Below are 25,000 nucleotides of genomic sequence, written 5' to 3'. Positions count from 1 at the left end.
ATCCTGGTTCCCGCGGGCGGCCTCGCCTTTTTGAGCGCCCTACTACTCTGTGCCCGCGCCACGCTTGCGGAACTGGTCGCGCTGGTCATCCGCCGCAAGCCGCCGGTGCAGATCGCCGCCTGACCCGGCAGGCGCGCGCCAATCATGCGGTCTGGATATAGTCGCGCATCGCCGCGGCTTCCGATTCGATGCTGTCGATACGGAATTTGACCAGATCGCCGATCGAGATCATGCCCGCCAGCGCGCCATCGACCACCACCGGCAAATGACGGATGCGCCGCTTCGTCATCAGCGACAGGCCCTGCATGACCGACGTCTGTTCATCGATGGTGATGGCGGGCGCGGTCATCACCTCGCCAACGCTGTGATCCAGTGCGGACGGCCCATCCTGCGCCACGCGGTAGACCAGGTCGCGCTCCGAAAAAATGCCCACCACCCGGCCATCCGCGACCACGGGGACGCAGCCGATTCGCTGGTCCGCCAGCAATCGGACGGCACTCAGCACGCTGTCGGTGGGTTGGACCTGAACGACGTCGTTCCCCTTGCGCTGCAAAATCGCTGCGATGGTCATGGCCTGCTCTCCTTGTTCGCCTGCATCCGCCGGAGCTGTTTTTCTGTTCCGCGATGGATGAGCCGCCAGCCGGGCGTGGCGACCCAAATCGCGTCCGGCGCTTGATGATCCCACGATCACGCCCCAAAGAAAAGGGATGACACGCAAGGAAGCGCTCGACGACCCGCAGATCGCGGCGACCGCCTGGGGCCGGTTTCGCCGGATCATGGCCTGGATGGCCGCCGGCGGCGTCGCCTGCGTCGGCGCGGCGCTGCTGTTTCTCTATTGGTGGACGGGCGCGCTACCCTTGCATATGGCGATCGCCACCACATTGGGCGTCTGGCTGACCTTCATGCTGGGGACGGGGCTGATGGCGCTGGCCTTCCTGTCCAGCGGGACGGGGCATGACGAACAGGTGATTGACCGGGCGAAGGACGAGGTGCCGCTGGATGACTGACATGACGAGAGACGATCGGGGCGAGGCGGTGCTGCGCGTGATGCCCAAATTGTCGGACATCAACGCCAATGGTCATATCTTTGGCGGCTGGGTGCTCAGTCAGATGGATATTGCCGGCGGCATCATCGCCCACCGTTTGGCGCAGGGGCCGGTCGCCACCGTCGCGATCGAAAGCATGAAGTTCATCGCCCCGATTTTGCTGGGCGATATCGTGTCCGTCTACGCGCGCGAAGAACGGCGCGGCCGGACGTCGCTGGCGATCCGCATCGACGTCGTGGCGACGCGCGGAATTGCGCAGGAAGAAGTGCCGCTCACCAGCGGCGTCTATACGTTCGTGGCGCTGGACGCCGATCACCGGCCCCGGCCATTTCCGACCGCCTGACGGTTCAGCGGTCGAGCCGCTCATCATAGCGATAGTCCGCCTTGCCGTTCGCCGGCACGACCATGCGCCAGACCCAGCCATCGCCCCGCCGCTCCAGCCCCTTGGGGCGGGGCATGATATCCTGTAGCAAGGTCACTTCCGCCGTAACCGGCTGCGGCCGCGCATTGGTGACGCTGACGATCCAGCGCCGGCGCTTGGCGCTTTGCTGCGCGATCGTCGCGGTGATCCGCACGTCGGGGCTCTGCATCAGGTCATAGTCGATCCGTTCGCCCGCCGCCTTGTCCGCGACGTCCGCCTCCCCCGCCAGCAGCCGCTGCCCCGCCACTTGCTCGAACAGCGCGACGCGGCCCGCCGGCATGGCGATGCCCAGCCCATCCTCCGCCCGGTTCTGCAATCGCAGCCGCAATGTCATCGGCAGCGAGGGCGCCGGCCCGCCGATCGTTGCGGCGTACAACCGCTCCGTCGCCACGCCCGGTTGCCGCAGCAGCGCCACCTGCTTCTGCCCGCTCGCCGCCACATCCACGGTGAATGGAATGCGATAGAGTTTGAGGTCGCCGACATCCTCGGGCGGTGGCGGCGGCGGAGGGGGTGGTGGTGGCGGCGGTGGAGGCGCTGGAGCCGCCAGTCGCGCGCCGGTCACGACGATATCCTCGGCCCGCTCCATCCGCTGCGCCATCGCCGCCGGCGGCACCCCCCAGCGCGGATGCGTGCTGGTGCCATCCATCGGCCAGCAGCGTAAGCTGAGCGCACCAGCCGCCTGGCGCCGCAGCAATGCCCGCGCTTCCCGATTGGGATGCCCGGCAATCACCGCGACCTTTGCATCGGCAAAGCCCGTCACGCCGCCATTGGCCAGCGTCAGCCACGCCATCAGGTCGATGCGACCGTCCGCGCGCCGCTCGGCGACATAATTTGCCGCCCAGTCGAACCCTTGCGCCAGATAGGTGAGCTGCACGGTCGCACGCGTCGGCCGGTCGGCGGTGGCGATCACGGACAGCGTCGGCCGCGCCGACAGGTTCACCGGCACCTCCGGGTACAGCATCCGTTCGGGCAGGCCGCTGCACCCCAATGCCTCATAGCCCTGCGCCGTGCGCACGATGACGCCGCCCGCTGGCCCCGCCGTGATGACCGCATCCTGCTCCGTCACCCGGCCCGTCGCGCGATCGGTGCGGCGCAGCGTCACGCTGCGTTTGAGATAGGCGTCGACCAGTCCTGCCGGCGACAAGAGCCGCGCATCGCGATTCTTCTCCCGCACCCCGTGCGGCAGGCCGGACAGCACGGCCGTTTCGGGCATCAGTCCTTCGGCCACGCCCTCGAACCGGATCACGCTTTCGCCCTGGGGCAGGTCGATCGTGCGGGTTTCCGTGACGAGCGCATAGCCGCGCGGCCATTGCGGATCGATCGCGCCGCGCGCGCGGCCGGGCTGGCGGTAAATGGTAAGCGCCACCGTATCGGGCCTGGGCGACACCAGCATCTGCGCGCGCGCAGGCCCTGCCGCCGCCAGCATCAGCGCAAGGACAAGGATCAGCCGACAGGCCATCAGGCGCCGCGCTCAATAGCGCGAATCGAACGTGACCAGCAGTTCGGCCGAGCCGTTGGCGGGCACCGGCACGCTCCATTCCATTCGCTCGGCCGACACGCGCCGTCCCTCCAGGCTCTGCTGCACCACCCGGCTATCGCCCCACAGGCCCATCTGCGCCAGATCGACCGTCACCGCCTCGGGCCGCGCGTTGGTCAGCGTATAGCGCATCCGCGTTTCCCAGCGATCCGTGCCCTTGCGCGTGCGCTGCTCGACGGTCGGGCGGACCTTGACGTCGAAGGCCTCGCCTGTGCGCAGCGCCATGGACGATCCCATGGGCGTATGGTCGATGCGATTTTCGCCGATGAACTGCGGATCGCCGCGCGCATCGCGCATATAGACGCGGATCGTGCCGGCGGGCAGTTGATCGCCCAGGCCGCCCTGTTTCGACGTAGAAAATTTGAGCACGCTCGACGCGCTCATTGGTTCGGCCGAACTGCCCAGCCACCCGTTCACATATTCATAGGTCGCCCGCGCCGGTGTGCCCTGCACATCCAGGAAACTCACCTGCTTCTGCTGCGCGTCGGCGATCGTCGTGCGCGCGGCCAGCGGATAGAGATAATAGTCGCCGAGCCGTTCGCGCGTCCCGCTTTCGGTTCCGGCGGCATCGATCGCGCCCGCTCCGGGCGCAAAGCCGCCTTGCCGGCCGCCGCCATTGGCCGGGTCGCCCGCAACCAGCAAAGTGCGCGCATTGGTGTAGGTCGTGCCGCTATTGTTGGTCAGCGTCACCCATCCCTGCATGTCCATCGCCTGCTTCGCCGCGTCGAACATCGCGACATAATCGGCGGTCCAGCCCAGATTGGGGGTCAGATAGGACAGGCGGGCCGGCACCGTGCCGTCGCGATCCGCTTCCACCGTCACCGACAATGTCGGCCGCGCACGCAAATTGGGCGGCACCCGGTCGAACACCACCCGCACCGGCAGCCCGTCGTCGCGCAGCACCTCGATCCGATTGCCGATCTGGAGCACGATGCCGCCATTGGCCGCCAGCACCTTCGCCCGTTCCCGCGTTTCCGCCCCGGTCGCGACATTGGTGCGGACCAGCGTCACCTCCTGCCCCACCGCCTTGTCCATCAGCTTGTCGGGCGACAGCAGGTCGAAATCGAAATTCTGTTCGACGATGGACAGGCCCGGACCCGACAGGTTCACCGTCTCGGGCCGGATTCGAGCCGACACATCGGGAAATTCGATGCGGTTGCGGCCCTGCGCCACCGGCAGTCGCCGTTCATCCTGCACCAGCGACTGGCCGCCATTATAGATGGTGACGGCAACGTCCCCCTGCGCGCTGGCACCCACCGGGTCGTTCCCGGCCTGCGCATGGGCGCTTGCCGCCATCAGGGCCAGCAGCAACGGGGCAGGCAGGCGCGCAGCGATCATGTCTCTCTCCGGTCTTTGCCACCGCCTTGTGCCGGATCGCGTGCGACTTTGCAAAGCGCGCAGCAAAAAGGGGACGATGCGCGCTGGCACCGTCCCCCCCTATCCCTGCAACCAGGCGCGAAGCGCTTATTCGGCTGCTTCGGCTGCCTTGGCGCGCGGCCGGCGGGTGCGCTTCTTGGGCGCCTCCTCGGCCTGTGCGTCCTCGTCATTGTCGGCCCGCGCGATCGAGGGCGGCAGGATCGCGGCGTCCATCCCATGCGCCTCGTCGGCGACCTTGGCGGCATCGACCTTGCGCGGGCGGCCGCGACGCGGCTTGGGCGCTTCGGTTTCAGCGGCAGGCGCAGCAGCGGGCGCGGCCTCGCTCATCGCGTCGGCAGGCGTGCCGGCCGGCCCTTCGACGCCGCGCTCCATCCGGGGCGACGCATCCTCGTCACCGCCCTGATAGTCGCGGCGGGTGCGATCACGACGATTGCCGCGCGGATCGCGCTGGTCGTCCTGGTCGCGGGTCTGATCTCTGCCCTGGTTCCGCGATTGATCGCGGCCTTGGTCACGGCCCCGGCCCTGATCACGCGATCCGCGCTCGGACTGCTCGGCGCGCGCATCGTCGCTGCCATAATCGGCGCTGTCGAAATCCTCGCCGTCATCGCCATAATCATCGTCATTGCGACGGAAGCGCTGCTGCTGTTCTTCCTGGCGGGCGCGATTGTCGGCCAGCACGCGGAAATAATGATCGGCGAACTGCAAATAATATTCGGCATTCACGCGGTCGCCGGCCATCTGCGCATCGCGGGCCATATTCTTGTATTTCTCAAGAAGCTGGGCCGCATTGCCGCGCGCGCGGTTGTCGATGCGGTTGCCATTGTCGCCGCCGCCCCGGTTGCCACCATTGGGTCGACCGTTATTGTTCCGGCCGCGATTGCGACGGCCGGATTGCCGGTTGTTGATCAAGACATGGTCCTTGCGTTCGCTATGTCAAAACTCACTGAAGACACTGTTCAGTCGCCATCCCCAAGCACGGCCATCCATCTGGCCGAATATGGCTCCGCCGGGCCTGGCCGGATGATCCGGGCCAATTGCCTGGCCGCCACCGGCGCTAGCGCAGCGAACGCCGTCATGACTTTAAGGAGCGTAAAAAACGGCCTTTTCTGTCCATGGCCACAGTAGCCAGATCACGAGATGGAGCCGTTCCTAGACCCGATGTAGTGGCTTTCCCGGCATAAACCAAGCGATTTTCGTTTGTCCGCCCGTAAATCGCCCATTGCCGATCATGTCCGCGTGGCGACGATGCAGCGATCCAGCCCCGCCAGGTCGCGACGGATGGCAACGTTCAGCCCCTGCGCCGCCACCAGCGCCCCGACGCTTTCGCCCTGCCTGTGCCCGATCTCGATCGCCGCCATGCCGAACGGCGCGATCAGGCGCGGCAGGTCCGGCGCGATGCGGCGATAATCATCCAGTCCGTCCGCCCCCGCGAACAACGCGCTCGCCGGTTCGCGCAGCACATCACCGCTCAGCGGTTCATCAACGCCAATATAGGGCGGATTGATGAGCAGCAGGTCGAACGCCCCCTCAACCCCCTTCGCCCAGTCGCCAATGCGAAAGTCGGCCCGTGCCCCCAAGTCCAGCCGCGCCGCATTGTCCCGCGCCACCGCCAGCGCGGCCGCCGACGCGTCGATCCCCAGCCCGCGCGCCTGCGGCCATTGCGCCAGCGCCGCGAGCAGCAGCGCGCCCGACCCGGTGCCAAGGTCCAGCACCGTCTGCGGACCCCGCGCCCCGAAATGATCGACCGCCGCCTCGATCAGCGTCTCGCTGTCCGGGCGTGGGATCAGCGTGTCGGGCGTCACAGCCAACGTGATCGTCCAGAAATCGCGCGTGCCGATGATATGCGCGACCGGCTCCCCCGCCGTCCGCCGAGCGACCAGCGCCGCGAAGTCGGCCGGCACGCCCAGGTCGCGCTGCCGCATCAGCATGTCGCCGCGCGACAGGCCCAGTGCGTGCGCCATCAGCAATTCCGCGTCCAGCCGCGCCGTGTCGCTGGAACCGGCCAGCCGATCAGTGGCGGCGCGGAGCGCGTCCGGGATGTTCCCGCTCGTCAGGCACGTGGGGGAAGACCCCGTCAACTCACCCCGTCCAGCTGCGCCAGCCGCGCCGCTTCATCCTCGGCGATCAGCGCGTCGATGACTTCGGCCAGGCCCGGCCCTTCCAATATTTCGGGCAAGCGATGCAGCGTCAGGTTGATGCGATGGTCGGTGACGCGCCCTTGCGGGAAATTATAGGTGCGGATGCGTTCGGACCGGTCGCCCGAACCCACCATCGCCCGCCTGGCGCCCGCCTGCTCGCTCTGCGTGCGTTCGCGCTCGGCTTCATACAGGCGCGCGCGCAGTACCTGCATCGCCTTCGCCTTGTTCTTGTGCTGCGACCGCTCGTCCTGCTGCGTCACCACGATGCCGGTCGGCACATGGGTGATGCGCACGGCCGAATCGGTGGTGTTCACATGCTGGCCGCCCGCGCCCGACGCGCGATAAATGTCGATTTTTAGGTCCGCGTCGGCAATCTGCACGTCCACTTCCTCGGGTTCGGGCAGCACGGCGACGGTCGCCGCGCTGGTGTGGATGCGCCCGCCGCTTTCCGTCACCGGCACGCGCTGTACCCGGTGCACGCCGCTCTCGAACTTCAATTTCGCGAACACGCCCGCGCCAGTGATGCTGGCGACCACTTCCTTGAACCCGCCCTGTTCGGACGCATTGGCGGACAGCATCTCCATCTTCCAGCCCTGCATATCGGCATAGCGCTGATACATGCGGAACAGGTCGCCAGCGAACAGGGCCGCCTCGTCCCCGCCAGTGCCGGCGCGGATTTCCAGCATGGCGGGTCGCGCGTCGGCGGCGTCACGGGGCAGCAATTGCAGCGCCAGCGCGCGCTCGGCGGCGGGCAGCTGGCTTTTCAGGAGCTGCATCTCCTCCTGCGCCATGTCGCGCATGGCCGGGTCCGCCTCCTCGCCCCCGGTCATCATCTCCAGCGCCGATAATTCCTGCCGCAAGCGCCGCAATTCGCGCGCGGCCGCCGCCACCGGCTCGATCTCGGCATATTCCTTGGACAGCCGCACGAACTGCTCGGGCGCCAGGTCGGCGCGCGTCATCGACGCCTGCACCTCATCCCGACGCGCCTCAATCTGCGCAATACGTTCGGCAGAAATGTGCATCAGGGTTTCAGTTGCTCGTTACCGGCGAAGCCACTCAACGCCAAAGCAGCTTCATGCCGCTGTCGAAATTCTTCCTGTTCGATCGCGCCCAGTAGATGCGCATCCAAATCGATAAATGAAATTGAACCTTGCTCGCCAGTCTGAAGATTCTTCACGGTCGCACATCCTTGAGCGATCTCATCATCGCCTAGAATTGCGACGAAAGCGGCCCCACTCGCATTGGCTCGCTGCATCCGCTTTTTCATATTGCCACGATAGCTCATATTACAGGGGATGCCCGACCGGCGTAGATCGGCGACGATGCCGATTGCCTTTGCCTCGGCCGCTTCGCCCATAGGAATGACAGCTACGGCCGGTTTGTCGATCTCTGGTGCATCCACCAGCATCGCCAGTCGTTCGATCCCCGCCGCCCAACCGACGGCGGGCGTGCTCGGACCGCTGAGATTCTCAATCAGACCATCGTACCGTCCACCACCCAGCACCGTGCCTTGCGCGCCCAGCCGGTCGGTCACGAATTCGAACGCGGTGTGGCGATAATAGTCGAGGCCGCGCACCAGACGCGCGTTGCGCTCCCACGCCACGCCCGCCGCGTCCAGCCCCGCCGTCACCTTCTCGAAAAAGCCGCGCGCTTCATCGGTCAGATAGGCGTCGATATCCGGCGCGCTGTCGGCGATCGGCCGGTCGCGCGGGTCCTTGCTGTCCAGGATGCGCAGCGGGTTCTTCGCCAGCCGCTCGACGCTGTCTTCCGACAAATCGCCCCGGTTGGCTTCGAAATGCGCGATCAGCGCCGCGCGCCAGGCGTCCCGGCTCGGCGCGTCGCCCAACGTATTGAGCGTCAGCTTCACGCCCTCGATGTTCAGTTCGCGCAGCAGCTGGTCGCCCATCACCAGCAATTCGACATCCGCGCCCGGCTCGCCTGCGCCGATGATTTCCGCGTCCAGCTGGTGGAACTGGCGGAACCGCCCCTTTTGCGGCCGTTCATATCGGAACAGCGGCCCGTGCGTCGCGACTTTGAGCGGCGCATATTGCTGCCAGCCTTCGGTGATGTAGGCGCGGCTGATCCCGGCGGTGAATTCGGGCCGCAGGGTGATCGAATCCCCGCCGCGATCCTCGAACGTGTACATTTCCTTGGACACGACATCGGTGCTTTCGCCCAGCGACCGGGCGAACACCGCCGTCGCTTCGAACACCGGCACCTCGACCCGCTGGAACCCGTAGAGCCGGCGCACGCGATCGAAGGTCGCGACCACATGCGCGAACCTCTCCTGGAAAGCATCGGGCGTGCCGCCCAGCATGTCCTGCGTGCCGCGCACCGGGCGCGGGGTATCTATTCTGGCCATGGGGCAGCGCCTTTAGCGGCATTTCAAGTGCAAGGAAACGCGGTTTTTCGGTCGCCTGCCCTTCAGGACGTGTCCGCGTTTCGCTCAGGGGTGGACGCGCGCGCGCGCAGCCGCCATGCTTGGGCCATCCGGGCCGACCGGCCCTGTCCATCTTTCGGAGACCTCCATGATCCGCAGCCTTGCTGCCGCCCTCTGCCTGTCGACAGGCCTTGCCACCGCGATCGTTACCCCGCTCCATGCGCAGGACGCACTGCGGTCCAAGCCCACCGCCCTGCCCGTCAACGACGCGACGCCCGCGCCGCGCGACACGCCCTATCCCGGCACGATCAGGCTGGAGGTCGACGCGACCGACACCACCCAGCGCATCTACCGCGTCAAGGAAACCATCCCCGTCGCCCAGGCGGGACGCATGACGCTGCTGATGCCCGAATGGCTGCCGGGCAATCACGCGCCGCGCGGCCAGATCGAAAAGCTCGCCGGCCTCACCATCACCGCCAATGGCCAGCCGATTGAGTGGGTGCGCGATCCGCTCGACGTTTACGCCTTCACGATCGACGTGCCCCAGGGCGCGACCGAGATCGTCGCCTCCTTCCAGTTCCTGTCCGCCACCCAGCCCAATCAGGGCCGCGTCGTCATGACGCCCAAGATGCTGAACCTCCAGTGGGAACAGGTGTCGCTCTACCCGGCGGGCTATTATACCCGCCAGATCCCGGTGCAGGCGACCGTCACCTACCCCGCCGGCTGGCAGGCCGCGACCGCGCTGCGCGGCACGAAGACGGGTGATAGCGTCGCCTATGAAACCATCGATTATGAAGCGTTGCAGGATTCGCCCGTCTTTGCCGGCCGCTATTTCAAGCCGGTGGACCTGGGCCATGACGTGACGCTCAACATCGTCGCCGACGACGCCGACGAGCTCGCCTACAAGCCCGAACAGATCGCCAAGCATAAGAAGCTGGTCGATGAAGCCGGCGCGCTGTTTGGCGCCTATCATTTCAACCATTATGACTTCCTGCTCGCCATTACCGATGAAATGGGCGGCATCGGCCTGGAACATCAGCGCAGTTCGGAAAACCAGGTGGAACCGGGCTATTTCAAGGATTGGGATTCGGGCAAGGCGCTGCTTGACCGCAACCTGCTCCCGCATGAATTCACTCATAGCTGGGACGGCAAGTTCCGCCGCCCCGACCTGCTCTGGACGCCCGATTTCCGCACGCCGATGCAGGATAACCTGCTGTGGGTCTATGAAGGGCAGACGCAATTCTGGGGCTATGTGCTGGGCGCGCGGTCGGGCATGTTCACCAAGCAGGAAACGCTCGACGCCTATGCCAATATCGCCGCGCGGCTCGACACGGCGGTCGGCCGGCAATGGCGTCCGCTCGAAGACACCACCCATGATCCCATCATTTCCGCCCGCCGGCCCAAGGGCTGGAGCAGCTGGCAGCGGTCGGAGGATTATTACAACGAAGGGCTGATGATGTGGCTGGAGGCCGACGCCATCATCAGCAAGGCGACCCGCGGCCGCAAGGGCCTCGATGATTTCGCCAAGGCCTTTTTCGGCATCAAGCCGGGCGACTGGGGCCAGGTCGTCTATAATCGCGATGACATCATTGCGACGCTCAACGGCATCGCGCCCTATGACTGGGCCGGTTTCTTCCAGAAATATGTCGATCGCCCCACCGGCGAAACGCCCAAGGGTGGCTTCTTCATGGGCGGCTACAAGCTCGTCTACACCGAAGAACCCAACAGCTTCACCAAGGCGGCCGAAACAGCGGGCAAATATGTCGACCAGGGGTCGGGCATCGGCGCGATCGTCAAGAATGACGGCGACATCAGCAGCGTCATCTGGGACAGCGCGGCGTTCAAGGCGGGTCTGGTCGTCGGCGCCAAGATATTGGCGGTGAACGGCAATGAATTCTCGCCCGAAGACTGGAAGGCGGCAATCACCGCGGCAAAGGACGGCAAGACGCCGATCCAGATCATCGTCAAGCAGGACAAATATTACCGCACTTTGTCGCTCGCTTATTCAGGTGGCTTGCGCTATCCGCGCCTCGAAAAGACAGGAGAGGGTGAAGGCAGCCTCGACCGGCTGCTCAAGCCAAGAACATGACTCACCCGCAGCGAAAATTGTAGGAAGAAGGCGTTTTCATGAATATCGAACTGATCTCCGTTGGCGACGATCCGCCCAACAACCTCAATGTCATCATCGAGGTGCCGGTGGGCGGCGAGCCGGTCAAATATGAGTTCGACAAGGCGTCGGGCGCGCTGTTCGTGGATCGCATCCTGCACACGCCGATGCGCTATCCGGCCAATTACGGCTTCGTGCCGCACACGCTGTCGCCCGACGGCGACCCGCTTGACGCGCTGGTCGTCGCGCGCTCGCCCTTCATCCCCGGCTGCGTCGTGCGCGCGCGCCCGATCGCGGTGCTGAACCTGGAGGATGAAGCGGGCGGCGATGAAAAGCTGGTCTGCGTGCCGGTGGATTCGACCTTCCCTTATTATTCCAATGTGGGCGAACGCGACGACCTGCCGGAAATCGTCTTCCAGCAGATCGAGCATTTCTTCACCCACTATAAGGATCTGGAGAAGAAGAAGTGGGTGCGCATCGGCACCTGGGGCGGCGCCGAAGACGCCCGCCAGATCACCGTGGAAGCGATCGAACGCTATCAGGCGGCCAAGAAGACCGCCTGACCCGCGCCCATCGGGGTTTCACGAAAAGGCCGCGCGGTTGCTCACCGCGCGGCCTTTTTCCTTGGGGCACGCGAGCCGCGCCTCAGATCAGCCGGTCCGCCTCCATCGCCAGCGCGAAACTGTCGCGCCCGCGCGGCAGGCGCGCATGCAGCCGCGCGTCCGCCTCGACCAGCCGCGCCACCCCCGCCTCCATCTGACCCTCGTCCAGCGTGAAGGGCAGGCGCAGGAATCGCTCGAACGCGCCGCCCACGCCAAAGCGCGGCCCCGCCGCCACCCGCACGCCCAGGCTTTCGGCCAGCGCCGCCAGCGCCGTCGCCTCCGCGCGCGGCAGCTCGGCCCACAGCGACAGGCCACCCGTCGGCGATTCGACCCGCCAGTGCGGCAGATGCGCGGCAATCAGGCCCAGCAGATGGTCGCGCCGGTCGCGCAGCACTTGCGCCCGCGCACCCAGCCCGACATCCGCATCGATCAGCTGCGCCACCGCCAACTGCTCCACCACGGGGCTTGCCATATCCATCGTCGTGCGCAGCCGCCCCAGCGCCGCGACCGTCTGCGCGTCGGCGCGGATCCATCCCACGCGCAGCCCGCCCCAGAATATCTTGCTCGCCGACCCCAGCGAAATGACCTGCCGGCCCGACGGATCATGGCAGGCGACCGGCGGCGGCGGCGCGAAGTCCAGCCCCATCGCCACCATCGTTTCATCGACGATCAGCGGCGTGTGCGTGCGCGTCGCCGCCGCCACCAGCGCGCGCCGGGTGGCCGGGTCCATCGAGCGCCCGGTCGGATTGTGGAAATCGGCGATCACATAGGCAAAGCGCGGCGCGGTCTGGCGGAACGCCGCCTCCATCGCGTCAATATCCCACCCCTGTTCGGGCAGGCCGACCGGCACCGGCACGACATGGGCGCGCTGCAACGCCTGGATGACATTATGATAGGTCGGATGGTCGATCACCGCCCGGTCGCCCGGCCCCGCCAGCCATTTGAGCAGCAGCGAAAATCCCTGTTGCGCGCCGTTCGTGACCATGATCTGGTCGGGCGACGTCGGACAGCCGCGCCGCTCATAATGGGCGGCGATCGCGCGGCGCAGCACCATCAGGCCGAACGGATCATAGCCCAGATCGCCCAGATAGGCGGGCAGCGCCTCGACCGCATGGCCATAGGCGCGCGCCACGCCGGGTGCGGCGGGCAGTGCCGCATGGGTCCAGTTGAGCAGATTGCCCCCGCTCGTCGTTTCCGGGTCCGCGGCCGGCGTCGCCGCATGGCCGGCGGGCAGGCGCGTGACGCTGCCCGACCCCTGCCGGCTCTCCAGAAACCCCTCGTCGCGCAGCCGGTCGAAGGCTGCGGCAATGGTCGTGCGCGACAGGCCCAGCGCGGCGGCCAGTTCCCGTTCGCCCGGCAGCCGCACATTCAACCCGACCCGCCCGTCCAGCACCAGCATCCGCAACGCCTGCGCCAGCTGGCGATAGGCCGGCTCCGCGCTGTCCTGCGCGCGCCATGCGCCCAGCAGGCGCAGCAGGGACGGGGGGCGAAGCAGCGAAGTGGACATGCGCATTCCTCCGGCTAAGGGGATGATCCTATCCACTTATGCCAAACTGGCCCTGATCGAAAAGGCCAGTTGGGCGAAAGCTGCCTTGTTCCTCGCGCGCGCGCACCGCAGGACGCGCGGGCAATCCTTGACGCCGCGCCGCCCACAGGCATGATCCCACCACCTCGCAATCCGGGAGCCTGCCCATGCGCCGCCTGCTTGCCATCCTTCTTGCCCTGCCGCTCCTCAGCGCGACCAGTCCCGCGCCCGACGCGCCGGCCCCCGCGCTCGCCTCGCTCGCCTTCGAACAGATCGCGCCTGCTGGCACGAAAATGCCGCGCTTCATGATCGATGCCGCCTGGCCCGCCATGCCGCCGGACCTGTTGCTGGGGCAGGTGAGCGGCGTCGCGGTTGGCCCTGACGATAATGTCTGGGTCGTGCATCGCCCCCATTCCCTGACCGCCACCGATACGGGTCTGGCGCAAGACCCGCCGATCGCCGTCTGCTGCAAGCCCGCGCCTCCCGTGGTGCGCTTCGCCAGCGACGGTCGCTATCTTGGCGGGTGGGGCGGCCCCGACAGCGCGCCCAGCATCGATGGCGTCAGCCAGTGGCCCTCCAGCCTGCACGGCATCTTCGTCGACAAGGCCGGGACAATCTGGTTCGGCGGCAATGGCAGGGGCGATCATGTCGTGCTGAACTACAGCGCCGATGGCCGCCATATCCGCAGCTTCGGTCGCCGCGACAGGACCGGCGGCAACGACGCGACCGACCTGCTCGGCAACCCGTCGGACGTCAACCATAGCGAGGACATGGTGCTGATTTCGGACGGTTATATCAATCGTCGCGTCATCGGCTTCGACGCGAAGAGCAACGCCTATAAGGGCCGCTGGGGCGCCTATGGCAAGCCACCGCTCGCGCCCACCCGCACCGGCAATTTCGACCAGAGCCATGCCGTCGACCCCGGCAAGGTCGCCGATCCCAAGGCGCCGATCTTCGCCGATATCGTCCATTGCGTGGTGCCGACGCGCGACGGCCATGTCTATGTCTGCGATCGCAACAACAATCGGGCACAGCTATTCAGGCGCGGCAAGAATGGCGATCTGACCTTCGTGCGCGATGTCGTCATCGCCGGCGACACCGGCGGCACCCATACCGTCACCGACATCGCTTTTTCGCCCGACCCGGACCAGACCTATCTCTATGTCGCGGACATGATGAACGGCCGGATCTGGATCTTGCGCCGCGCCACCCATGAAGTGCTGGGCGCGATCGGCCGTATCGGTCGGCAGGCGGGCCAGTTCACATGGCTGCACAGCATCGACACCGACAGCCAGGGCAATCTCTATGCCACCGAAGTCAACACCGGCCGCCGGGTGCAGAAACTGGTTTTTACCGGGATCGAATAAGCGGCATCGGGCGGCCGGGGGTTCGGGCCGCCCGATGTGGATCACGCCTTCTTGGCGGTCAGATGCTGGCTCAGATGCTTGTTCATCTCGAACATGCTGACTGATGTTTTGCCGAAAATCTTTTCCAGCTTGGCGTCAGCGTTGATCTGCCGCCGGTCCTTCGCATCCTGCAAGTCATGCTTCTTGATATAGTCCCAGACCTTGCTCACCACCTCGCTGCGGAGCAGGTCCTTGTCGCCGACAATCTCGGCCAGCTCCGGGGAGGGCGTGACCGGCGCGGTGATGCCGCCGCGCGCGCCGCCGGCTTTCTTGCCGGTCGCCTTGACCGTCTTTTCGGCGGCCTTGGTTTCATCCTTGCCGCGTTTTTCCGCCGATTTCGCCACGTCATGCTCCTCACCTTGTAGGGTCGATAGCCATATACGCGGCGCGCCGTCATTGGTTGCGGCCCGCGCGGCCGCGCTTATTTGTGGACCAAAGTGCCCGCGCCCTGATCGGTAAAGATTTCCAGCAGCATCGCATGGGGCACCCGCCCGTCCAGGATGACGGCGGCGTCGACCCCGCCTTCGACCGCGCGCACGCAGGTTTCCAGCTTCGGGATCATACCGCCGCTGATCGTGCCGTCGGCTTCCAGCCCATGGATCGCCGCCGGATCGAGGTCCGACAGCAACTGCCCTTGCTTGTCGAGCACGCCCGCCACATCGGTCAGCAGGAAGAAGCGCGACGCCTTCAGCTCCGCCGCGATCGCGCCCGCCATCGTGTCGGCGTTGACATTATAGGTATGGCCGTCGGCGCCGATCCCCACCGGCGCCACCACCGGGATGATGCCGTTATTGGCCAGCGTGTCCAGGATTGAACGGTCCACCGCGACCGGATCGCCGACAAAGCCCAGGTCGACATTGCGCTCGATGCCCGAATTGGGGTCCGCCTCGCGCTTGCCCAGCACCTTTTCGCAGACGACCAGGCCACCGTCCTTGCCCGAAATGCCGACAGCCTTGCCGCCGGCGCCCGCGATCCAGCCGACGATTTCCTTGTTGATGGAGCCTGCCAGCACCATTTCGGCGATCTGCGCGGTTTCCTTGTCGGTGACGCGCAGGCCGCCGATGAACTGCGATTCGACGCCCAGTTTCTTCAGCATCGCGCCGATCTGCGGCCCGCCACCGTGAACGACGACGACATTGATGCCGACCGCCTTCATGAGGACGACATCCTCGGCGAAATCGCGCGCGGCTTCCGGATCGCCCATCGCATGCCCGCCATATTTCACGACGAAGGTCTTGCCCGCATAGCGCTGCATATAGGGCAGCGCCTCGACCAGGGTTTCGGCCTTGGCCAGGAGCGCGGGATCGGGGGCGTGCTTGCTGTTCATGCGCGCGCGCATAAGCGGATATGTGCGCACCCGCAAGCATTTGCCCATCACTTAGTTAGCTAACTAAGCAAAAGCCCCTATTTTAGGATATGTCGCGCTTGCTGTCATTCTCACTCCTGCCGGTCCAGCCACCTTCCCAGCCCGACCAGCAGGTAGATGACCGGCGGCACCAGGATCGCCGATAGCAGCACCTTGGCCAGCATCTGCCCCAGCAGCAATTCGCCGATCGGGAAGACACCGTAAAAGGCGATCGTGACGAACAGCAGCGTGTCGACGATCTGCGACAGGATGCTCGCCGTCGCGGCGCGCAGCCACAGCAGCCGGCTGCCCTCCCGCCCCTTGAGCGCCGCGAACAGCGTCACGTTCAGCGTCTGGGAAATGCCATAGGCGATGATCCCGCCCAGCCAGATGCGCGGCGTGCCGCCCATCATCAGCGCGAAGGCGTCGGCCCGCGCCGGGTCCATGTCCCCCGCCGCCGGGGCCGCCAGCACCAGGATCGACAGCAGGATCGACGCGATCAGCGGCAGGAAACCGATCTGCACCAGCCGGTTCGCCACCGCGCGGCCATGCAGTTCCGCCACCGCGCTGGATATCGTGACCAGCAGCAGGAAGGCGAAAATCCCCGCCTCCACCGCCAGCGGCCCCAGCCCCACCATCGGCCCGATGCCCGACAGCGGGCCGAGCGCCACCTGCTTGTTCCCCAGCACGCCCGCGATGCAGACCATGCCGCCATAGAAGATGGAAAAGAAGAAGAGCGATCGGCTGATGGGCGCGGGCGTAGTCGTCATCGGCCGCCCATATCGCCATTTGCGCGGCGGGGAAAGAGAGCGGGACTTTACGCCCCCGCTCACACCCCGCCGATCAGAAGACCGGACCCTGCACCGGCCCCGATGGCTTTGCCGCACTGCTGTCCTTGGCCGCGTCCAGCGCGTCGGCCAGCCCCGGCGTGCGATTATCCCGTGCCGCATAGTCGCGCGCCGACATGCCCGCCAGGCTGTCGCGCTTGTCGACATTGGCCCCCTGCGCCACCAGCAGCCGCACCAGCCCCACGTCGCGCAACTGCACCGCGCGAATGAGCGGCGTCTCGCCATTGTCATTGGCCTTGTCGACCTGCGCCTTATAGGCCAGCAGCGTGCGCACCCCTTCCTCGAATCGGGCCTGCACCGCATCCATCAGCGGCGTGTTGCCGTCATTGTCCGTCAGGTTGGGATTAGCGCCCTTGGCCAGCAGGAATGTCAGCCAGCTATTGTCGCGCCGCGCGACCACGATGTGCAGCGCATTTTCGCCGCTGGTGACATCGCGGCTGTTGATGACGGTGGAGCCGGGCTTCTGGATGAAGTCCGTCACCTTCTGCCCGTCACGATCCTTCACGGCCTTCAGGAAATTATAATTGTCCGAAAACTGCGCCTGCGCGACGCCGGGCGCCACCATCGCCATGGCGACCGGAATCAGGAAAGCGGAACGGAAGGTCTTGGTCATGCTGCGCCCTGTCTGTTTGCAAATCGGCTTCTAGCAGGGCATGGCTGGCGATGCCATGAACAAAGCCATATTGACCTGCGCCCTGCCGATCCTCGCCCTGCTCTCCGCCTGCAACATGGGCGGCAAGGACAGCGCATCAGGCGACGGCGCGGCGCAGGGCGACCTTGCCGGCGCACGCATCGGCGGCCCCTTCACCCTCACCAACCAGGACGGAAAACCGGTCCGCTGGGATGATTTCAAGGGCCAGTATCGGCTCGTCTATTTCGGCTATACCTATTGCCCGGACATCTGCCCGGTCGACCTGCAACGCATCATGCAGGGCTTTGCCCAGTTCGAAAAAGCCAGTCCCCAACTCGCCGCCAAGGTGCAGCCGATGCTCATCAGCGTCGATCCCGCCCGCGACACGCCAGCCGTGCTCAAAACCTATGTCGCCGCCTTTCACCCGCGCCTCATCGGCCTTACCGGCACCCCGGACCAGATCGCGAAGGTGGCCAAGGATTTCGCGGTCATCTATGGCAAGGAAGACAGCGCAGGCGCCAGCGACTATCTGGTGAGCCACAGCCGCACCCCCTATCTGTTCGGACCCGATGGCCAGCCGATCGCCCTGGTCCCGGTGGATGATCCGGGCACCCCAGACGTGGACGAAGGCGCGCCGGACAAGGTCCGCGCCTTCCTGCAGCAATGGATCAAATGACCCCCTTCTGGGAAAAGCCGCTGGACCAGCTGGATCGCGCGCAATGGGAAGCGCTGTGCGACGGCTGCGGCAAATGCTGCCTGCACAAGGCGGAGGATGAGGATACGGGCCGCATCTATCCCACCAATGTCGCCTGTCGCCTGCTCGACCGCCAGAGCGGCCAATGCAGCAATTACAAGGATCGCCGCCGCTTCGTGCCCGACTGCGTTCGACTGACCCCCGCCAAGGTGCGCAACCTCGGCTGGCTGCCGCGCACCTGCGCCTATCGGCTGCGCGGGGACGGCCTGCCCCTGCCCGACTGGCATTATCTGGTCAGCGGCGACCGGGAAGCCGTGCATCGCGCCGGCGAATCGGTGCGCGGCTGGACGGTGGCGGAGGCGGAGGCTGGCGATTGGGAACATCATCTTGTCGACCGCGAGCTTTGAAGGCGACGCCGCAATCCTGGTCGATGGCGCAGCCGTGCCGGTGCGCGTCCGCCGCTCGGCCCGCGCCCGCGCCTATCGGCTGACGATCGACGGCGCGTGCGGCGGACTTCGCCTCTCGCTGCCTGCGCGCGCGAACCTCAAAAAGGCGCTGGCCTGGGCGCAGGATCATGAAGCCTGGGTGCGCGACCAGCTGGCCAGGCAGCCCGCCATCACGCCACTGGCCGATGGCGCGACCTTCCCGCTCGAAGGGCGCGACGTCACCATCTGCTGGATCGCGGGCGCGAGCCGCACGATCCGACTGGAGGACGACCGGCTCCTGCTGGGCGGTCCGGCCGAATCGGTCGGCCCGCGCGTCCAACGCTGGCTTGTCGCACGGGCGCGGGCGGTGCTGGACAGCGAAAGCCATGCCCTGGCGCGCGACCATGGCCTGATCGTCGCTTCGGTGGGCGTGGGCGATCCGCGCAGCCGCTGGGGCAGTTGCGCTTCGTCCGGGGCGATCCGCTATAGCTGGCGGCTGATCCTCGCCCCGCCGGATGTGCGCCGCGCCACAGTGGCGCATGAACTGGCGCATCTGCTGCACATGGACCACAGCCCCGCCTTTCACGCCGCCCATCGCCGCATCCTGGGCGCCGATCCCTGCCCTGCGCGCGCCTGGCTGCGCGCCCATGGCGCCGGCCTCCACCGCTACCGCGCCTGATCCATGGCCCGCCGCAAACGCTATCTCGTCGCGGCCATGGCGGATGGCTATGTGAAGCGCATCGGCCCCACCGCCGACCCGCTCACCCATTATTGGCGGATCGTCGCGCAGCTGGAAAATGGCCGGACGGAGATATTCTGGGGCCACACCCGTTCGCTGGCCGAAGCGAAGAAACTCAAAGCGCCGGCCGCCGATGGCGCGAAGATGCGCGGCTGGACCAGCTACGCCTTCGAAATCGCCGAGCTGGTCGAAGAACCGCTCTGAGCCCGCCCCAACGCCTACCCCCGATGCGGCCAGGCCCCCGTTTCGTCCCCGGCGCAGACATGCTCCCCTTCGCGTGGATAGGGGAGGCCACAGGCGGGGCAGGCGACATGGTTGCCCGGTTTCAGCCCGTGGCCCACCGTCACCCGCTCGTCAAAGACATAGCATTCGCCCTGCCAGCGGCTCTGCGCCTCCGGCATCTCCTCCAGATAGCGCAGGATGCCGCCCTTCAGATGATAGACCGCGTCGAAGCCGCGCGCCTTCACCAGCGCGGTCGATTTCTCGCACCGTATTCCGCCGGTGCAGAACATCGCGATTTTGGGCTCCCGTCCCTTGGCGCGCAGCTGTTCGGCCAGCCCGTCGAACCAGGCGGGAAATTCGCGAAAGGACCGCGTCGCCGGGTCGATCGCATTTTCAAATGTGCCGCACGCGACCTCATAGGCGTTGCGCGTGTCGATGACGATCGTGTCGGGATCGGCGATCAGCGCGTTCCATTGCGCCGGGTCCAGATAATCGCCCGCCTGGGTCCCCGGGTCCAGATCGCCCGCGCCCAGCGTCACGATCTCCGCCTTCACCTTGACCTTCATGCGCGCAAAAGGCGGCGCATCGGCGCGCGCATATTTGACGTCCAAGTCCGCGCAGCCCGGCAGCATACGGATATGCCCGACCAGCGCGGCGATGGCGTCATCGCTGCCTGCCACCGTGCCGTTGATCCCCTCCCCCGCGACGATCAGCGTGCCGCGGGTGCCAAGGTCACTGCATAGCGCCCGCAACCGCGCGGCGATCGCATCGGGATCATCGAACCGGGCGAAGCGATACAGGGCGGCAATGGCATAGGCGGACGGGGTGGCGGGCGATGTGGCGGACATGGCAGCGCCTATAGGCCTGTGCGCGGCCACTTGAAAGCCGCGACGGACAAGCGCATAGGCGCTGGATGGTTCCCCTTTCGTTCGCAGGAGAGGCGTTTCTGGCCCTGCCCGAAGCCGCGCTCTATTGGCCCGCACGCCGCGCGCTGCTGGTCGCCGACCTGCATTTTGAAAAGGCGAGCTGGTATGCGCGCTTCGGCCAGTTCCTGCCGCCGCATGACAGCCAGGCGACGCTCGACATGATCGACGCGCTCGTGGCGCGGACGGGCGCGCAGGCGGTCTATTCGCTGGGCGACAGTTTTCACGACAGCGACGGCGCCGCCCGGCTCGACCCGCAGGCGCGCGATAGGCTGGCGACCCTGACCGATCGGCTGGACTGGACCTGGATCACCGGCAATCATGACATTGGTGTGGCCGCGATGCCCGGCGGCCGGCGCGTCGCCCAGGCGCAGGTCGGCGGCATCTGGCTGCGACATGAGGCGCAGCCCGATGATCCCGCCCCTGAAATTTCCGGCCATTTCCACCCCAAGCTACGCCTGTCGCTGCGCGGCCGCCATGTGTCGCGCCGCTGCTTCGTCGGATCCGCGACCAAGCTGATCCTGCCCGCGCTCGGCGCGCTGACCGGCGGGCTGGACGCCGGCCATGGCGAGATTCGCCGCGCCGTCGGGCCGGGTGCGGCCGCGCTCGTGCCCGTCGCGGACCGGCTGCTGCGCTTTCCGCTTTCGTAAAGCGACGTTACGGAAAGCAAAGCGCAAATGTTGCCACTGTGCAACAGCGCCGACATGGATGCATCTCGCACCTGCGTAAAAGCCCCGGAAAAGCGGGCGACTCTTGCCAAGCCCCTGCTGTGGCAGCATAATCGCACCTGAACCCGAAGCGCCAAAAAGCCGCGCGGGCCAGGAGAGGATGATATGATGCTGACAGACAAGAGTCTCTGGCTGACCACCACCGGCGCGCTGGCGCTGGGCATGCTTGCCCCCGCCGCGCTGGCGCAGGACGCCGCTTTGCCGCAGGCCGCGGCCGACGATCCGGGCGCCGACATTATCGTGACCGCCACCCGCCGCGCCAGCCCGCTGTCCGACGTGCCGATCGCGGTGTCGGCCGTCAGCGCGCAAGCGATGCAGAATAGCGGCGCCAGTGACATCCGCACCCTCAATCAACTCGCGCCATCGCTGCTCGTTTCCTCCACCGGCTCCGAAGCCAATGCCTCGGCCCGTATCCGCGGCATTGGCACGGTCGGCGACAATCCGGGCCTTGAAAGCTCGGTCGCGGTCTTCATCGATGGCGTCTATCGCTCCCGCACGGGTGCGGGCCTCAACGAACTGGGCGAAATCGAGCGGGTCGAAGTGCTGCGCGGGCCGCAGGGCACGCTGTTCGGGCGCAATGCGTCCGCCGGCCTCATCAACATCATCAGCAAGGCGCCCGAGCGTGAATTTCATGCCAAGGGGGAAATCACCTACGGCAATTATGATTATTGGCGCCTGTCGGGCCGCGTCACCGGGCCGATCAGCGACAGCATCGCGCTGGCGCTCGATGGCGTGTGGAGCAAGCGCGACGGCTTTTACAAGCTGGTCGACGGCACCGGCGCGACCGTGGGCGACACCAATGATCGCGACCGCTATTTCCTGCGCGGCCAGGCGCTGATCGAACCCAATGACGCGCTCTCCATCCGCCTGATCGGCGACTATACCAATCGCGACGAAAGCTGCTGCGGCGCGGCCTATATCGAATCGCGCGAACGCCTGCCCGCCGCCGGGGGCGGCTATACCGACGCGCCCTTCAACCGCATCGCCGCGATCCTGGCGGGCCAGGGCAGCGTCATTGCCGCCGACCCCTATGATCGCGAACTGTCGATCACGCCGGGCCGTGACTATGTCAGCAAATTGAAGGACTGGGGCGTTTCGGGCGAGATCAATTATGATTTCGGCGGCGCCAAGCTCACCAGCATCACCGCCTATCGCGACTACAAGTCCCGCGACTATGGCGATTATGACTATAATCGCGCCGACCTTCTCTATCGCGATCCCAACACCTATCGCCAGTTCAAGACCTTCACCCAGGAATTGCGGCTGCAAGGATCGGCGTTCAGCGACGTGCTCGACTGGCTGGTGGGCGGCTATTACGCCAATGAACGGCTGACCTTGCAGGACAATATCCGGTTCGGCGCCGACTATGGCCGCTTCGCCGCCTGCCGCCTGATGGCCGGAGCCGGCGCGACCAGCAATTTCACGGCGCAGCAGCTCGCCGCCTGCGGCAGTGGCCTTGCCACCCAGCCGCTGATCGCGGGCACGCAGGCCAATCTGAATTCGGGCCTCACCGCCGCCTTCGTCAATGCCGGCTTGCCCCCGGCCCTTGCCGCGGCGCAGGCGGGCGCGATCTCGACCGGCCTTGGCAATGGGTTGCGCGCGCTCGCCGCCATTCCCGGCGGCACCGGCGATACCGCGTCGATCTACCGGCAGAAAAGCGAGAATTGGGCGCTCTTCACCCATAATATCATTCATGTCACCAACCAGCTCGATCTGACGCTGGGCCTGCGCTATACCCATGAAAGCAAGCGTTTTTCGGCCGATTTCAACAACAATAACGCCACCTGCGCGGCGCTGCAGTCGTCGGCGCTGCCGGGCATCGCGACCAATCCGCAACTGGGCACCGCCGCGGCGCTCGCCGGCGGTATCCTGACGCTCGGCTGCCTCGGCAATGGATCGACCAGCCTCAACGCGCTCGACCTCCATGACCGCATCAGCGACGGCGAATTTACCGGCACGGCGGTATTGTCATGGAAGCCGATCGACGACCTGCTGCTCTATGGCAGCTATTCGAAGGGCTATAAGGCCGGCGGCTTCAACCTTGATCGCTTTCAGCTGGGATCGACCGGCCTCAACGCCATTCCCGCCGTCTTCGCGCCGCGCACCAATGCCGACGTCACCAGCCTGCGCTTTGCCGCTGAAAAGGTCGATGCCTTTGAAATCGGCCTGAAATATGCGCAGCCCAAATGGAGCGCGAACATCGCCGCCTTCCGGCAGGAGTTCAAGAATTTCCAGCTCAACACCTTCAACGGCACCAGCTTCGTCGTCCAGAATATCAATGGCTGCGACAGTGCGCTCAGCGCCGCGCGCACCTGCGACAGCGGCGATGTGGGACCGGGGCTCGTCAGCCAGGGCGTGGAACTGGAATTGTCGGCCAGCCCGGCGCGCAATGTCCGTGTCTCCGGCGGCCTCACCTATGCCCGCGCCAAATTCGCCAACCGGCTGGTCGGCAGCGGCGATGGCAGTGTGCCGCTCGATCCCGCCTTGTTCCTGCTGCCCGGATCGATCAATTCCAACGCGCCGCAACTTGTCACCACCGCCAGCGCCGCCTGGACGCCGCAACTTGGGTCCAGCGGCCTTTCCGCGCTCTTCTACGTCGATGGCCGCCTGACCAGCGACTATAATACCGGCTCCGACCTCTTCCCCGAAAAGCGGCAGGACGGCTATGCCATCGTCAATGCGCGCGTCGGCATCCGGGGCAAGGATCAGCGTTGGGCGATCGAATTCTGGGGCCAGAATATCTTCAACCAAGATTTCACCCAGGTCGCCTTCTCCAGCCCGCTCCAGTCCAGCAGCCCGGCGACATCGACCACGGGCCAGTTCGCCGCTGGCGCACCCATGGCGAACCAGCTGATCTCGGCCTATCTCGCCGAACCGCGCACCTATGGCATCACCCTGCGCGGCAGTTTCTGAAGTCGCCATCCTCCCCTGGCGGGGAAGGTGGCAGGACGAAGTGCTGACGGAGGGAGTGTCCCGCTTTTTAAAGGGTGACACTCCTCCACCACTCCCCACTATGGGGAGAATCGAAAAACGGGCTATCCCCCCGAATTGCGGATCATCCCCCGCCCGCTGCCCGGCACCGGGCGGGCGGGGGCGGGCCGCTCGCCGAACAGCGCGGTGCCCACGCGAATGTCGGTCGCGCCCAGCATGATCGCGGTTTCATAATCGCCCGACATGCCCATCGACAGGCGCCCAAGCCCCTCCTCCCGCGCCATCTTGGCCAGCAGCGCGAAGAAAGGCGCCGGCTCCACATCGGCGGGCGGAACGCACATCAGGCCCAGTATCGGAATGTCGGCATCGCGCGCCGCCGCGATCAGCGCGGGCGTATCCGCGATCGGGCATCCGCCCTTCTGCTCCTCCGCGCCGATATTGACCTGAATGAAACAGGGCACGCGCCTGCCCGCCCCGTCCATCGCCCTGGCCAGCGCGGTCAGCAGCGACGGCCGGTCCAGCCCGTGGATCACATCGAACAGCGCGACCGCCTCGGCCGCCTTGTTCGATTGCAGCTGGCCCACCAGATGCAGTTCGATATCGCCCTGCTCTTCGCGCAGCGCAGGCCATTTCTGCTGGCTTTCCTGCACGCGATTTTCGCCGAAGACGCGTTGCCCGGCACCGATCAGCGGACGGATCGCGTCGGCGTCATGCGTTTTCGACACGGCGATCAGGCGGATGTCGTCGGCGCTGCGGTCGGTCAGGCGGGCGGCGCGGCTCATGGCGTCGCGCACGGCGGCCAGCCGCTGGGCGGCCGGATCGGCGGGGATGCTGGCGGTCGTCATGCGCGCTGCTATAGGGATGGCCATGCACCGCCGCCACCGCAAATCGCTGCCCGGCCTCTGGCTGATGACCGACGAGCGCGTGGCCGATGACCGGCTGCTGGCCGCCGCCCGCGCGCTGCCGCGTGGCCGG

General features: G+C 66.3%; 26 protein-coding genes (1 of these 26 cut by a window edge). 12 read left to right on the top strand and 14 right to left on the bottom strand.

Annotation, left to right across the window (positions count from 1 at the left end; translation table 11 throughout):
- A protein-coding gene (locus RLDS_RS43910) for a lipopolysaccharide biosynthesis protein (RefSeq protein ID WP_021226789.1) crosses the window boundary here: on the top strand, nt 1–123 show its 3' portion. It extends 1,365 nt beyond the left edge of the window; 123 of the gene's 1,488 nt are visible here — the last part of the coding sequence; its start codon lies beyond the left edge, outside the window; the stop codon is at nt 121–123.
- Between the two features lie 19 nt (nt 124–142).
- Here the strand turns inward: RLDS_RS43910 and RLDS_RS43905 are convergent, their stop codons facing one another.
- Nucleotides 143–571: a CBS domain-containing protein gene (locus RLDS_RS43905; protein ID WP_021226788.1), complete on the bottom strand. Its 429-nt coding sequence runs from the start codon at nt 569–571 to the stop codon at nt 143–145.
- Between the two features lie 136 nt (nt 572–707).
- Between RLDS_RS43905 and RLDS_RS43900 the strand changes: the two genes are divergently transcribed.
- The gene (locus RLDS_RS43900; RefSeq protein WP_021226787.1) at nt 708–1,007 is read left to right on the top strand and encodes a hypothetical protein; all 300 of its coding nucleotides are present in this window, start codon (nt 708–710) and stop codon (nt 1,005–1,007) included.
- Nucleotides 1,000–1,389 carry an acyl-CoA thioesterase gene (locus RLDS_RS43895; RefSeq protein WP_021226786.1) on the top strand — a complete coding sequence of 130 codons (390 nt, stop codon included), beginning with the start codon at nt 1,000–1,002 and terminating at the stop codon, nt 1,387–1,389. Before RLDS_RS43900 ends, RLDS_RS43895 begins: the two co-directional genes overlap by 8 nt.
- A 4-nt stretch (nt 1,390–1,393) precedes the next feature.
- Here RLDS_RS43895 and RLDS_RS43890 read toward each other — a convergent pair whose 3' ends face one another.
- The 6 genes from RLDS_RS43890 to hisS form a co-directional block, all read right to left on the bottom strand.
- Nucleotides 1,394–2,926 carry a DUF4139 domain-containing protein gene (locus tag RLDS_RS43890; RefSeq protein ID WP_021226785.1) on the bottom strand — a complete coding sequence of 511 codons (1,533 nt, stop codon included), beginning with the start codon at nt 2,924–2,926 and terminating at the stop codon, nt 1,394–1,396.
- Nucleotides 2,927–2,938: 12 nt separating this feature from the next.
- Entirely contained in the window at nt 2,939–4,342 is a 1,404-nt protein-coding gene (locus RLDS_RS43885) for a DUF4139 domain-containing protein (protein ID WP_021226784.1), read from the bottom strand.
- A gap of 126 nt (nt 4,343–4,468) precedes the next feature.
- Entirely contained in the window at nt 4,469–5,290 is an 822-nt protein-coding gene (locus tag RLDS_RS43880; RefSeq protein ID WP_021226783.1) for a DUF4167 domain-containing protein, read from the bottom strand.
- Between the two features lie 317 nt (nt 5,291–5,607).
- Nucleotides 5,608–6,420 (bottom strand): peptide chain release factor N(5)-glutamine methyltransferase, encoded by an 813-nt coding sequence (gene prmC, locus RLDS_RS43875; RefSeq protein ID WP_031298410.1) that lies wholly within the window; start codon nt 6,418–6,420, stop codon nt 5,608–5,610.
- 35 nt (nt 6,421–6,455) lie between these two features.
- Nucleotides 6,456–7,541 (bottom strand): peptide chain release factor 1, encoded by a 1,086-nt coding sequence (gene prfA, locus RLDS_RS43870; RefSeq protein WP_021226781.1) that lies wholly within the window; start codon nt 7,539–7,541, stop codon nt 6,456–6,458.
- On the bottom strand, nt 7,541–8,881 hold the full coding sequence (hisS, locus tag RLDS_RS43865; protein ID WP_021226780.1) for a histidine--tRNA ligase: 1,341 nt from the start codon (nt 8,879–8,881) through the stop codon (nt 7,541–7,543). The genes prfA and hisS overlap by 1 nt, the downstream gene beginning before the upstream one ends.
- A 166-nt stretch (nt 8,882–9,047) precedes the next feature.
- On the opposite strand from hisS, the gene RLDS_RS43860 reads away from it, so the two are divergent.
- Complete coding sequence (locus RLDS_RS43860) at nt 9,048–10,988, top strand: M61 family metallopeptidase (protein ID WP_021226779.1); 1,941 nt, start codon at nt 9,048–9,050, stop codon at nt 10,986–10,988.
- Nucleotides 10,989–11,026: 38 nt separating this feature from the next.
- Nucleotides 11,027–11,569 (top strand): inorganic diphosphatase, encoded by a 543-nt coding sequence (gene ppa / locus RLDS_RS43855; protein WP_021226778.1) that lies wholly within the window; start codon nt 11,027–11,029, stop codon nt 11,567–11,569.
- 82 nt (nt 11,570–11,651) lie between these two features.
- Here the strand turns inward: ppa and yczR are convergent, their stop codons facing one another.
- Nucleotides 11,652–13,115, bottom strand: coding sequence for a MocR-like transcription factor YczR (yczR, locus tag RLDS_RS43850; protein WP_031298408.1), 1,464 nt, complete (start codon nt 13,113–13,115; stop codon nt 11,652–11,654).
- A 185-nt stretch (nt 13,116–13,300) separates the two neighbouring features.
- Between yczR and RLDS_RS43845 the strand changes: the two genes are divergently transcribed.
- Nucleotides 13,301–14,500: an NHL repeat-containing protein gene (locus tag RLDS_RS43845; protein WP_021226775.1), complete on the top strand. Its 1,200-nt coding sequence runs from the start codon at nt 13,301–13,303 to the stop codon at nt 14,498–14,500.
- A 41-nt stretch (nt 14,501–14,541) separates the two neighbouring features.
- Here the strand turns inward: RLDS_RS43845 and RLDS_RS43840 are convergent, their stop codons facing one another.
- The 4 genes from RLDS_RS43840 to RLDS_RS43825 all read right to left on the bottom strand — a co-directional run bounded on the left by RLDS_RS43840 (nt 14,542) and on the right by RLDS_RS43825 (nt 17,345).
- Complete coding sequence (locus RLDS_RS43840) at nt 14,542–14,883, bottom strand: SWIB/MDM2 domain-containing protein (RefSeq protein ID WP_021226774.1); 342 nt, start codon at nt 14,881–14,883, stop codon at nt 14,542–14,544.
- Between the two features lie 77 nt (nt 14,884–14,960).
- Nucleotides 14,961–15,878 carry an acetylglutamate kinase gene (argB, locus tag RLDS_RS43835; RefSeq protein WP_031298406.1) on the bottom strand — a complete coding sequence of 306 codons (918 nt, stop codon included), beginning with the start codon at nt 15,876–15,878 and terminating at the stop codon, nt 14,961–14,963.
- Between the two features lie 98 nt (nt 15,879–15,976).
- The gene (locus RLDS_RS43830) at nt 15,977–16,654 is read right to left on the bottom strand and encodes a queuosine precursor transporter (RefSeq protein ID WP_021226772.1); all 678 of its coding nucleotides are present in this window, start codon (nt 16,652–16,654) and stop codon (nt 15,977–15,979) included.
- A gap of 73 nt (nt 16,655–16,727) precedes the next feature.
- Nucleotides 16,728–17,345: an ankyrin repeat domain-containing protein gene (locus tag RLDS_RS43825; RefSeq protein WP_021226771.1), complete on the bottom strand. Its 618-nt coding sequence runs from the start codon at nt 17,343–17,345 to the stop codon at nt 16,728–16,730.
- A 40-nt stretch (nt 17,346–17,385) separates the two neighbouring features.
- On the opposite strand from RLDS_RS43825, the gene RLDS_RS43820 reads away from it, so the two are divergent.
- From RLDS_RS43820 to RLDS_RS43805, 4 genes are read left to right on the top strand one after another with little or no spacing between them, the layout of a single operon-like run.
- Nucleotides 17,386–18,039 (top strand): SCO family protein, encoded by a 654-nt coding sequence (locus tag RLDS_RS43820; RefSeq protein WP_021226770.1) that lies wholly within the window; start codon nt 17,386–17,388, stop codon nt 18,037–18,039.
- Nucleotides 18,036–18,464, top strand: a complete 429-nt coding sequence (locus RLDS_RS43815) for a YcgN family cysteine cluster protein (RefSeq protein ID WP_021226769.1) — start codon at nt 18,036–18,038, stop codon at nt 18,462–18,464. Before RLDS_RS43820 ends, RLDS_RS43815 begins: the two co-directional genes overlap by 4 nt.
- Complete coding sequence (locus RLDS_RS43810; RefSeq protein ID WP_021226768.1) at nt 18,445–19,161, top strand: M48 family metallopeptidase; 717 nt, start codon at nt 18,445–18,447, stop codon at nt 19,159–19,161. The genes RLDS_RS43815 and RLDS_RS43810 overlap by 20 nt, the downstream gene beginning before the upstream one ends.
- 3 nt (nt 19,162–19,164) lie before the next feature.
- Nucleotides 19,165–19,425 carry a hypothetical protein gene (locus RLDS_RS43805; RefSeq protein WP_021226767.1) on the top strand — a complete coding sequence of 87 codons (261 nt, stop codon included), beginning with the start codon at nt 19,165–19,167 and terminating at the stop codon, nt 19,423–19,425.
- A 14-nt stretch (nt 19,426–19,439) separates the two neighbouring features.
- Here RLDS_RS43805 and trhO read toward each other — a convergent pair whose 3' ends face one another.
- Nucleotides 19,440–20,291 (bottom strand): oxygen-dependent tRNA uridine(34) hydroxylase TrhO, encoded by an 852-nt coding sequence (trhO, locus tag RLDS_RS43800; RefSeq protein ID WP_021226766.1) that lies wholly within the window; start codon nt 20,289–20,291, stop codon nt 19,440–19,442.
- A gap of 65 nt (nt 20,292–20,356) precedes the next feature.
- Here trhO and pdeM point away from each other — a divergent pair, with 65 nt between their 5' ends.
- On the top strand, nt 20,357–21,016 hold the full coding sequence (pdeM, locus tag RLDS_RS43795; protein WP_021226765.1) for a ligase-associated DNA damage response endonuclease PdeM: 660 nt from the start codon (nt 20,357–20,359) through the stop codon (nt 21,014–21,016).
- A 186-nt stretch (nt 21,017–21,202) separates the two neighbouring features.
- Nucleotides 21,203–24,007 carry a TonB-dependent receptor gene (locus RLDS_RS43790; protein ID WP_031298404.1) on the top strand — a complete coding sequence of 935 codons (2,805 nt, stop codon included), beginning with the start codon at nt 21,203–21,205 and terminating at the stop codon, nt 24,005–24,007.
- 122 nt (nt 24,008–24,129) lie between these two features.
- On the opposite strand, the gene RLDS_RS43785 is transcribed toward RLDS_RS43790, so the two are convergent.
- Nucleotides 24,130–24,870, bottom strand: coding sequence for a YggS family pyridoxal phosphate-dependent enzyme (locus tag RLDS_RS43785; protein ID WP_021226763.1), 741 nt, complete (start codon nt 24,868–24,870; stop codon nt 24,130–24,132).
- Nucleotides 24,871–25,000 lie beyond the last annotated feature (130 nt).

Origin of the sequence: Sphingobium lactosutens DS20, assembly GCF_000445105.1 — a bacterium.
Classification (GTDB): Bacteria; Pseudomonadota; Alphaproteobacteria; order Sphingomonadales; family Sphingomonadaceae; genus Sphingobium; species Sphingobium lactosutens.
This window is presented reverse-complemented; position numbering and strand designations above follow the sequence as displayed.

Excerpts from the sequence above, each read along its gene's own strand:
- RLDS_RS43890 (WP_021226785.1), bottom strand. The coding sequence starts at position 2,926 with ATGGCCTGTCGGCTGATCCTTGTCCTTGCGCTGATGCTGGCGGCGGCA.
- argB (WP_031298406.1), bottom strand. The coding sequence starts at position 15,878 with ATGCGCGCGCGCATGAACAGCAAGCACGCCCCCGATCCCGCGCTCCTG.
- RLDS_RS43820 (WP_021226770.1), top strand. The coding sequence starts at position 17,386 with ATGGCTGGCGATGCCATGAACAAAGCCATATTGACCTGCGCCCTGCCG.
- RLDS_RS43785 (WP_021226763.1), bottom strand. The coding sequence starts at position 24,870 with ATGACGACCGCCAGCATCCCCGCCGATCCGGCCGCCCAGCGGCTGGCC.
- RLDS_RS43860 (WP_021226779.1), top strand. The coding sequence starts at position 9,048 with ATGATCCGCAGCCTTGCTGCCGCCCTCTGCCTGTCGACAGGCCTTGCC.
- RLDS_RS43805 (WP_021226767.1), top strand. The coding sequence starts at position 19,165 with ATGGCCCGCCGCAAACGCTATCTCGTCGCGGCCATGGCGGATGGCTAT.
- RLDS_RS43830 (WP_021226772.1), bottom strand. The coding sequence starts at position 16,654 with ATGACGACTACGCCCGCGCCCATCAGCCGATCGCTCTTCTTCTTTTCC.
- yczR (WP_031298408.1), bottom strand. The coding sequence starts at position 13,115 with ATGTCCACTTCGCTGCTTCGCCCCCCGTCCCTGCTGCGCCTGCTGGGC.
- RLDS_RS43825 (WP_021226771.1), bottom strand. The coding sequence starts at position 17,345 with ATGACCAAGACCTTCCGTTCCGCTTTCCTGATTCCGGTCGCCATGGCG.
- RLDS_RS43790 (WP_031298404.1), top strand. The coding sequence starts at position 21,203 with ATGCTGACAGACAAGAGTCTCTGGCTGACCACCACCGGCGCGCTGGCG.
- RLDS_RS43895 (WP_021226786.1), top strand. The coding sequence starts at position 1,000 with ATGACTGACATGACGAGAGACGATCGGGGCGAGGCGGTGCTGCGCGTG.
- ppa (WP_021226778.1), top strand. The coding sequence starts at position 11,027 with ATGAATATCGAACTGATCTCCGTTGGCGACGATCCGCCCAACAACCTC.
- RLDS_RS43905 (WP_021226788.1), bottom strand. The coding sequence starts at position 571 with ATGACCATCGCAGCGATTTTGCAGCGCAAGGGGAACGACGTCGTTCAG.
- RLDS_RS43815 (WP_021226769.1), top strand. The coding sequence starts at position 18,036 with ATGACCCCCTTCTGGGAAAAGCCGCTGGACCAGCTGGATCGCGCGCAA.
- RLDS_RS43885 (WP_021226784.1), bottom strand. The coding sequence starts at position 4,342 with ATGATCGCTGCGCGCCTGCCTGCCCCGTTGCTGCTGGCCCTGATGGCG.
- prfA (WP_021226781.1), bottom strand. The coding sequence starts at position 7,541 with ATGCACATTTCTGCCGAACGTATTGCGCAGATTGAGGCGCGTCGGGAT.
- RLDS_RS43845 (WP_021226775.1), top strand. The coding sequence starts at position 13,301 with ATGCGCCGCCTGCTTGCCATCCTTCTTGCCCTGCCGCTCCTCAGCGCG.
- RLDS_RS43900 (WP_021226787.1), top strand. The coding sequence starts at position 708 with ATGACACGCAAGGAAGCGCTCGACGACCCGCAGATCGCGGCGACCGCC.
- trhO (WP_021226766.1), bottom strand. The coding sequence starts at position 20,291 with ATGTCCGCCACATCGCCCGCCACCCCGTCCGCCTATGCCATTGCCGCC.
- pdeM (WP_021226765.1), top strand. The coding sequence starts at position 20,357 with ATGGTTCCCCTTTCGTTCGCAGGAGAGGCGTTTCTGGCCCTGCCCGAA.
- hisS (WP_021226780.1), bottom strand. The coding sequence starts at position 8,881 with ATGGCCAGAATAGATACCCCGCGCCCGGTGCGCGGCACGCAGGACATG.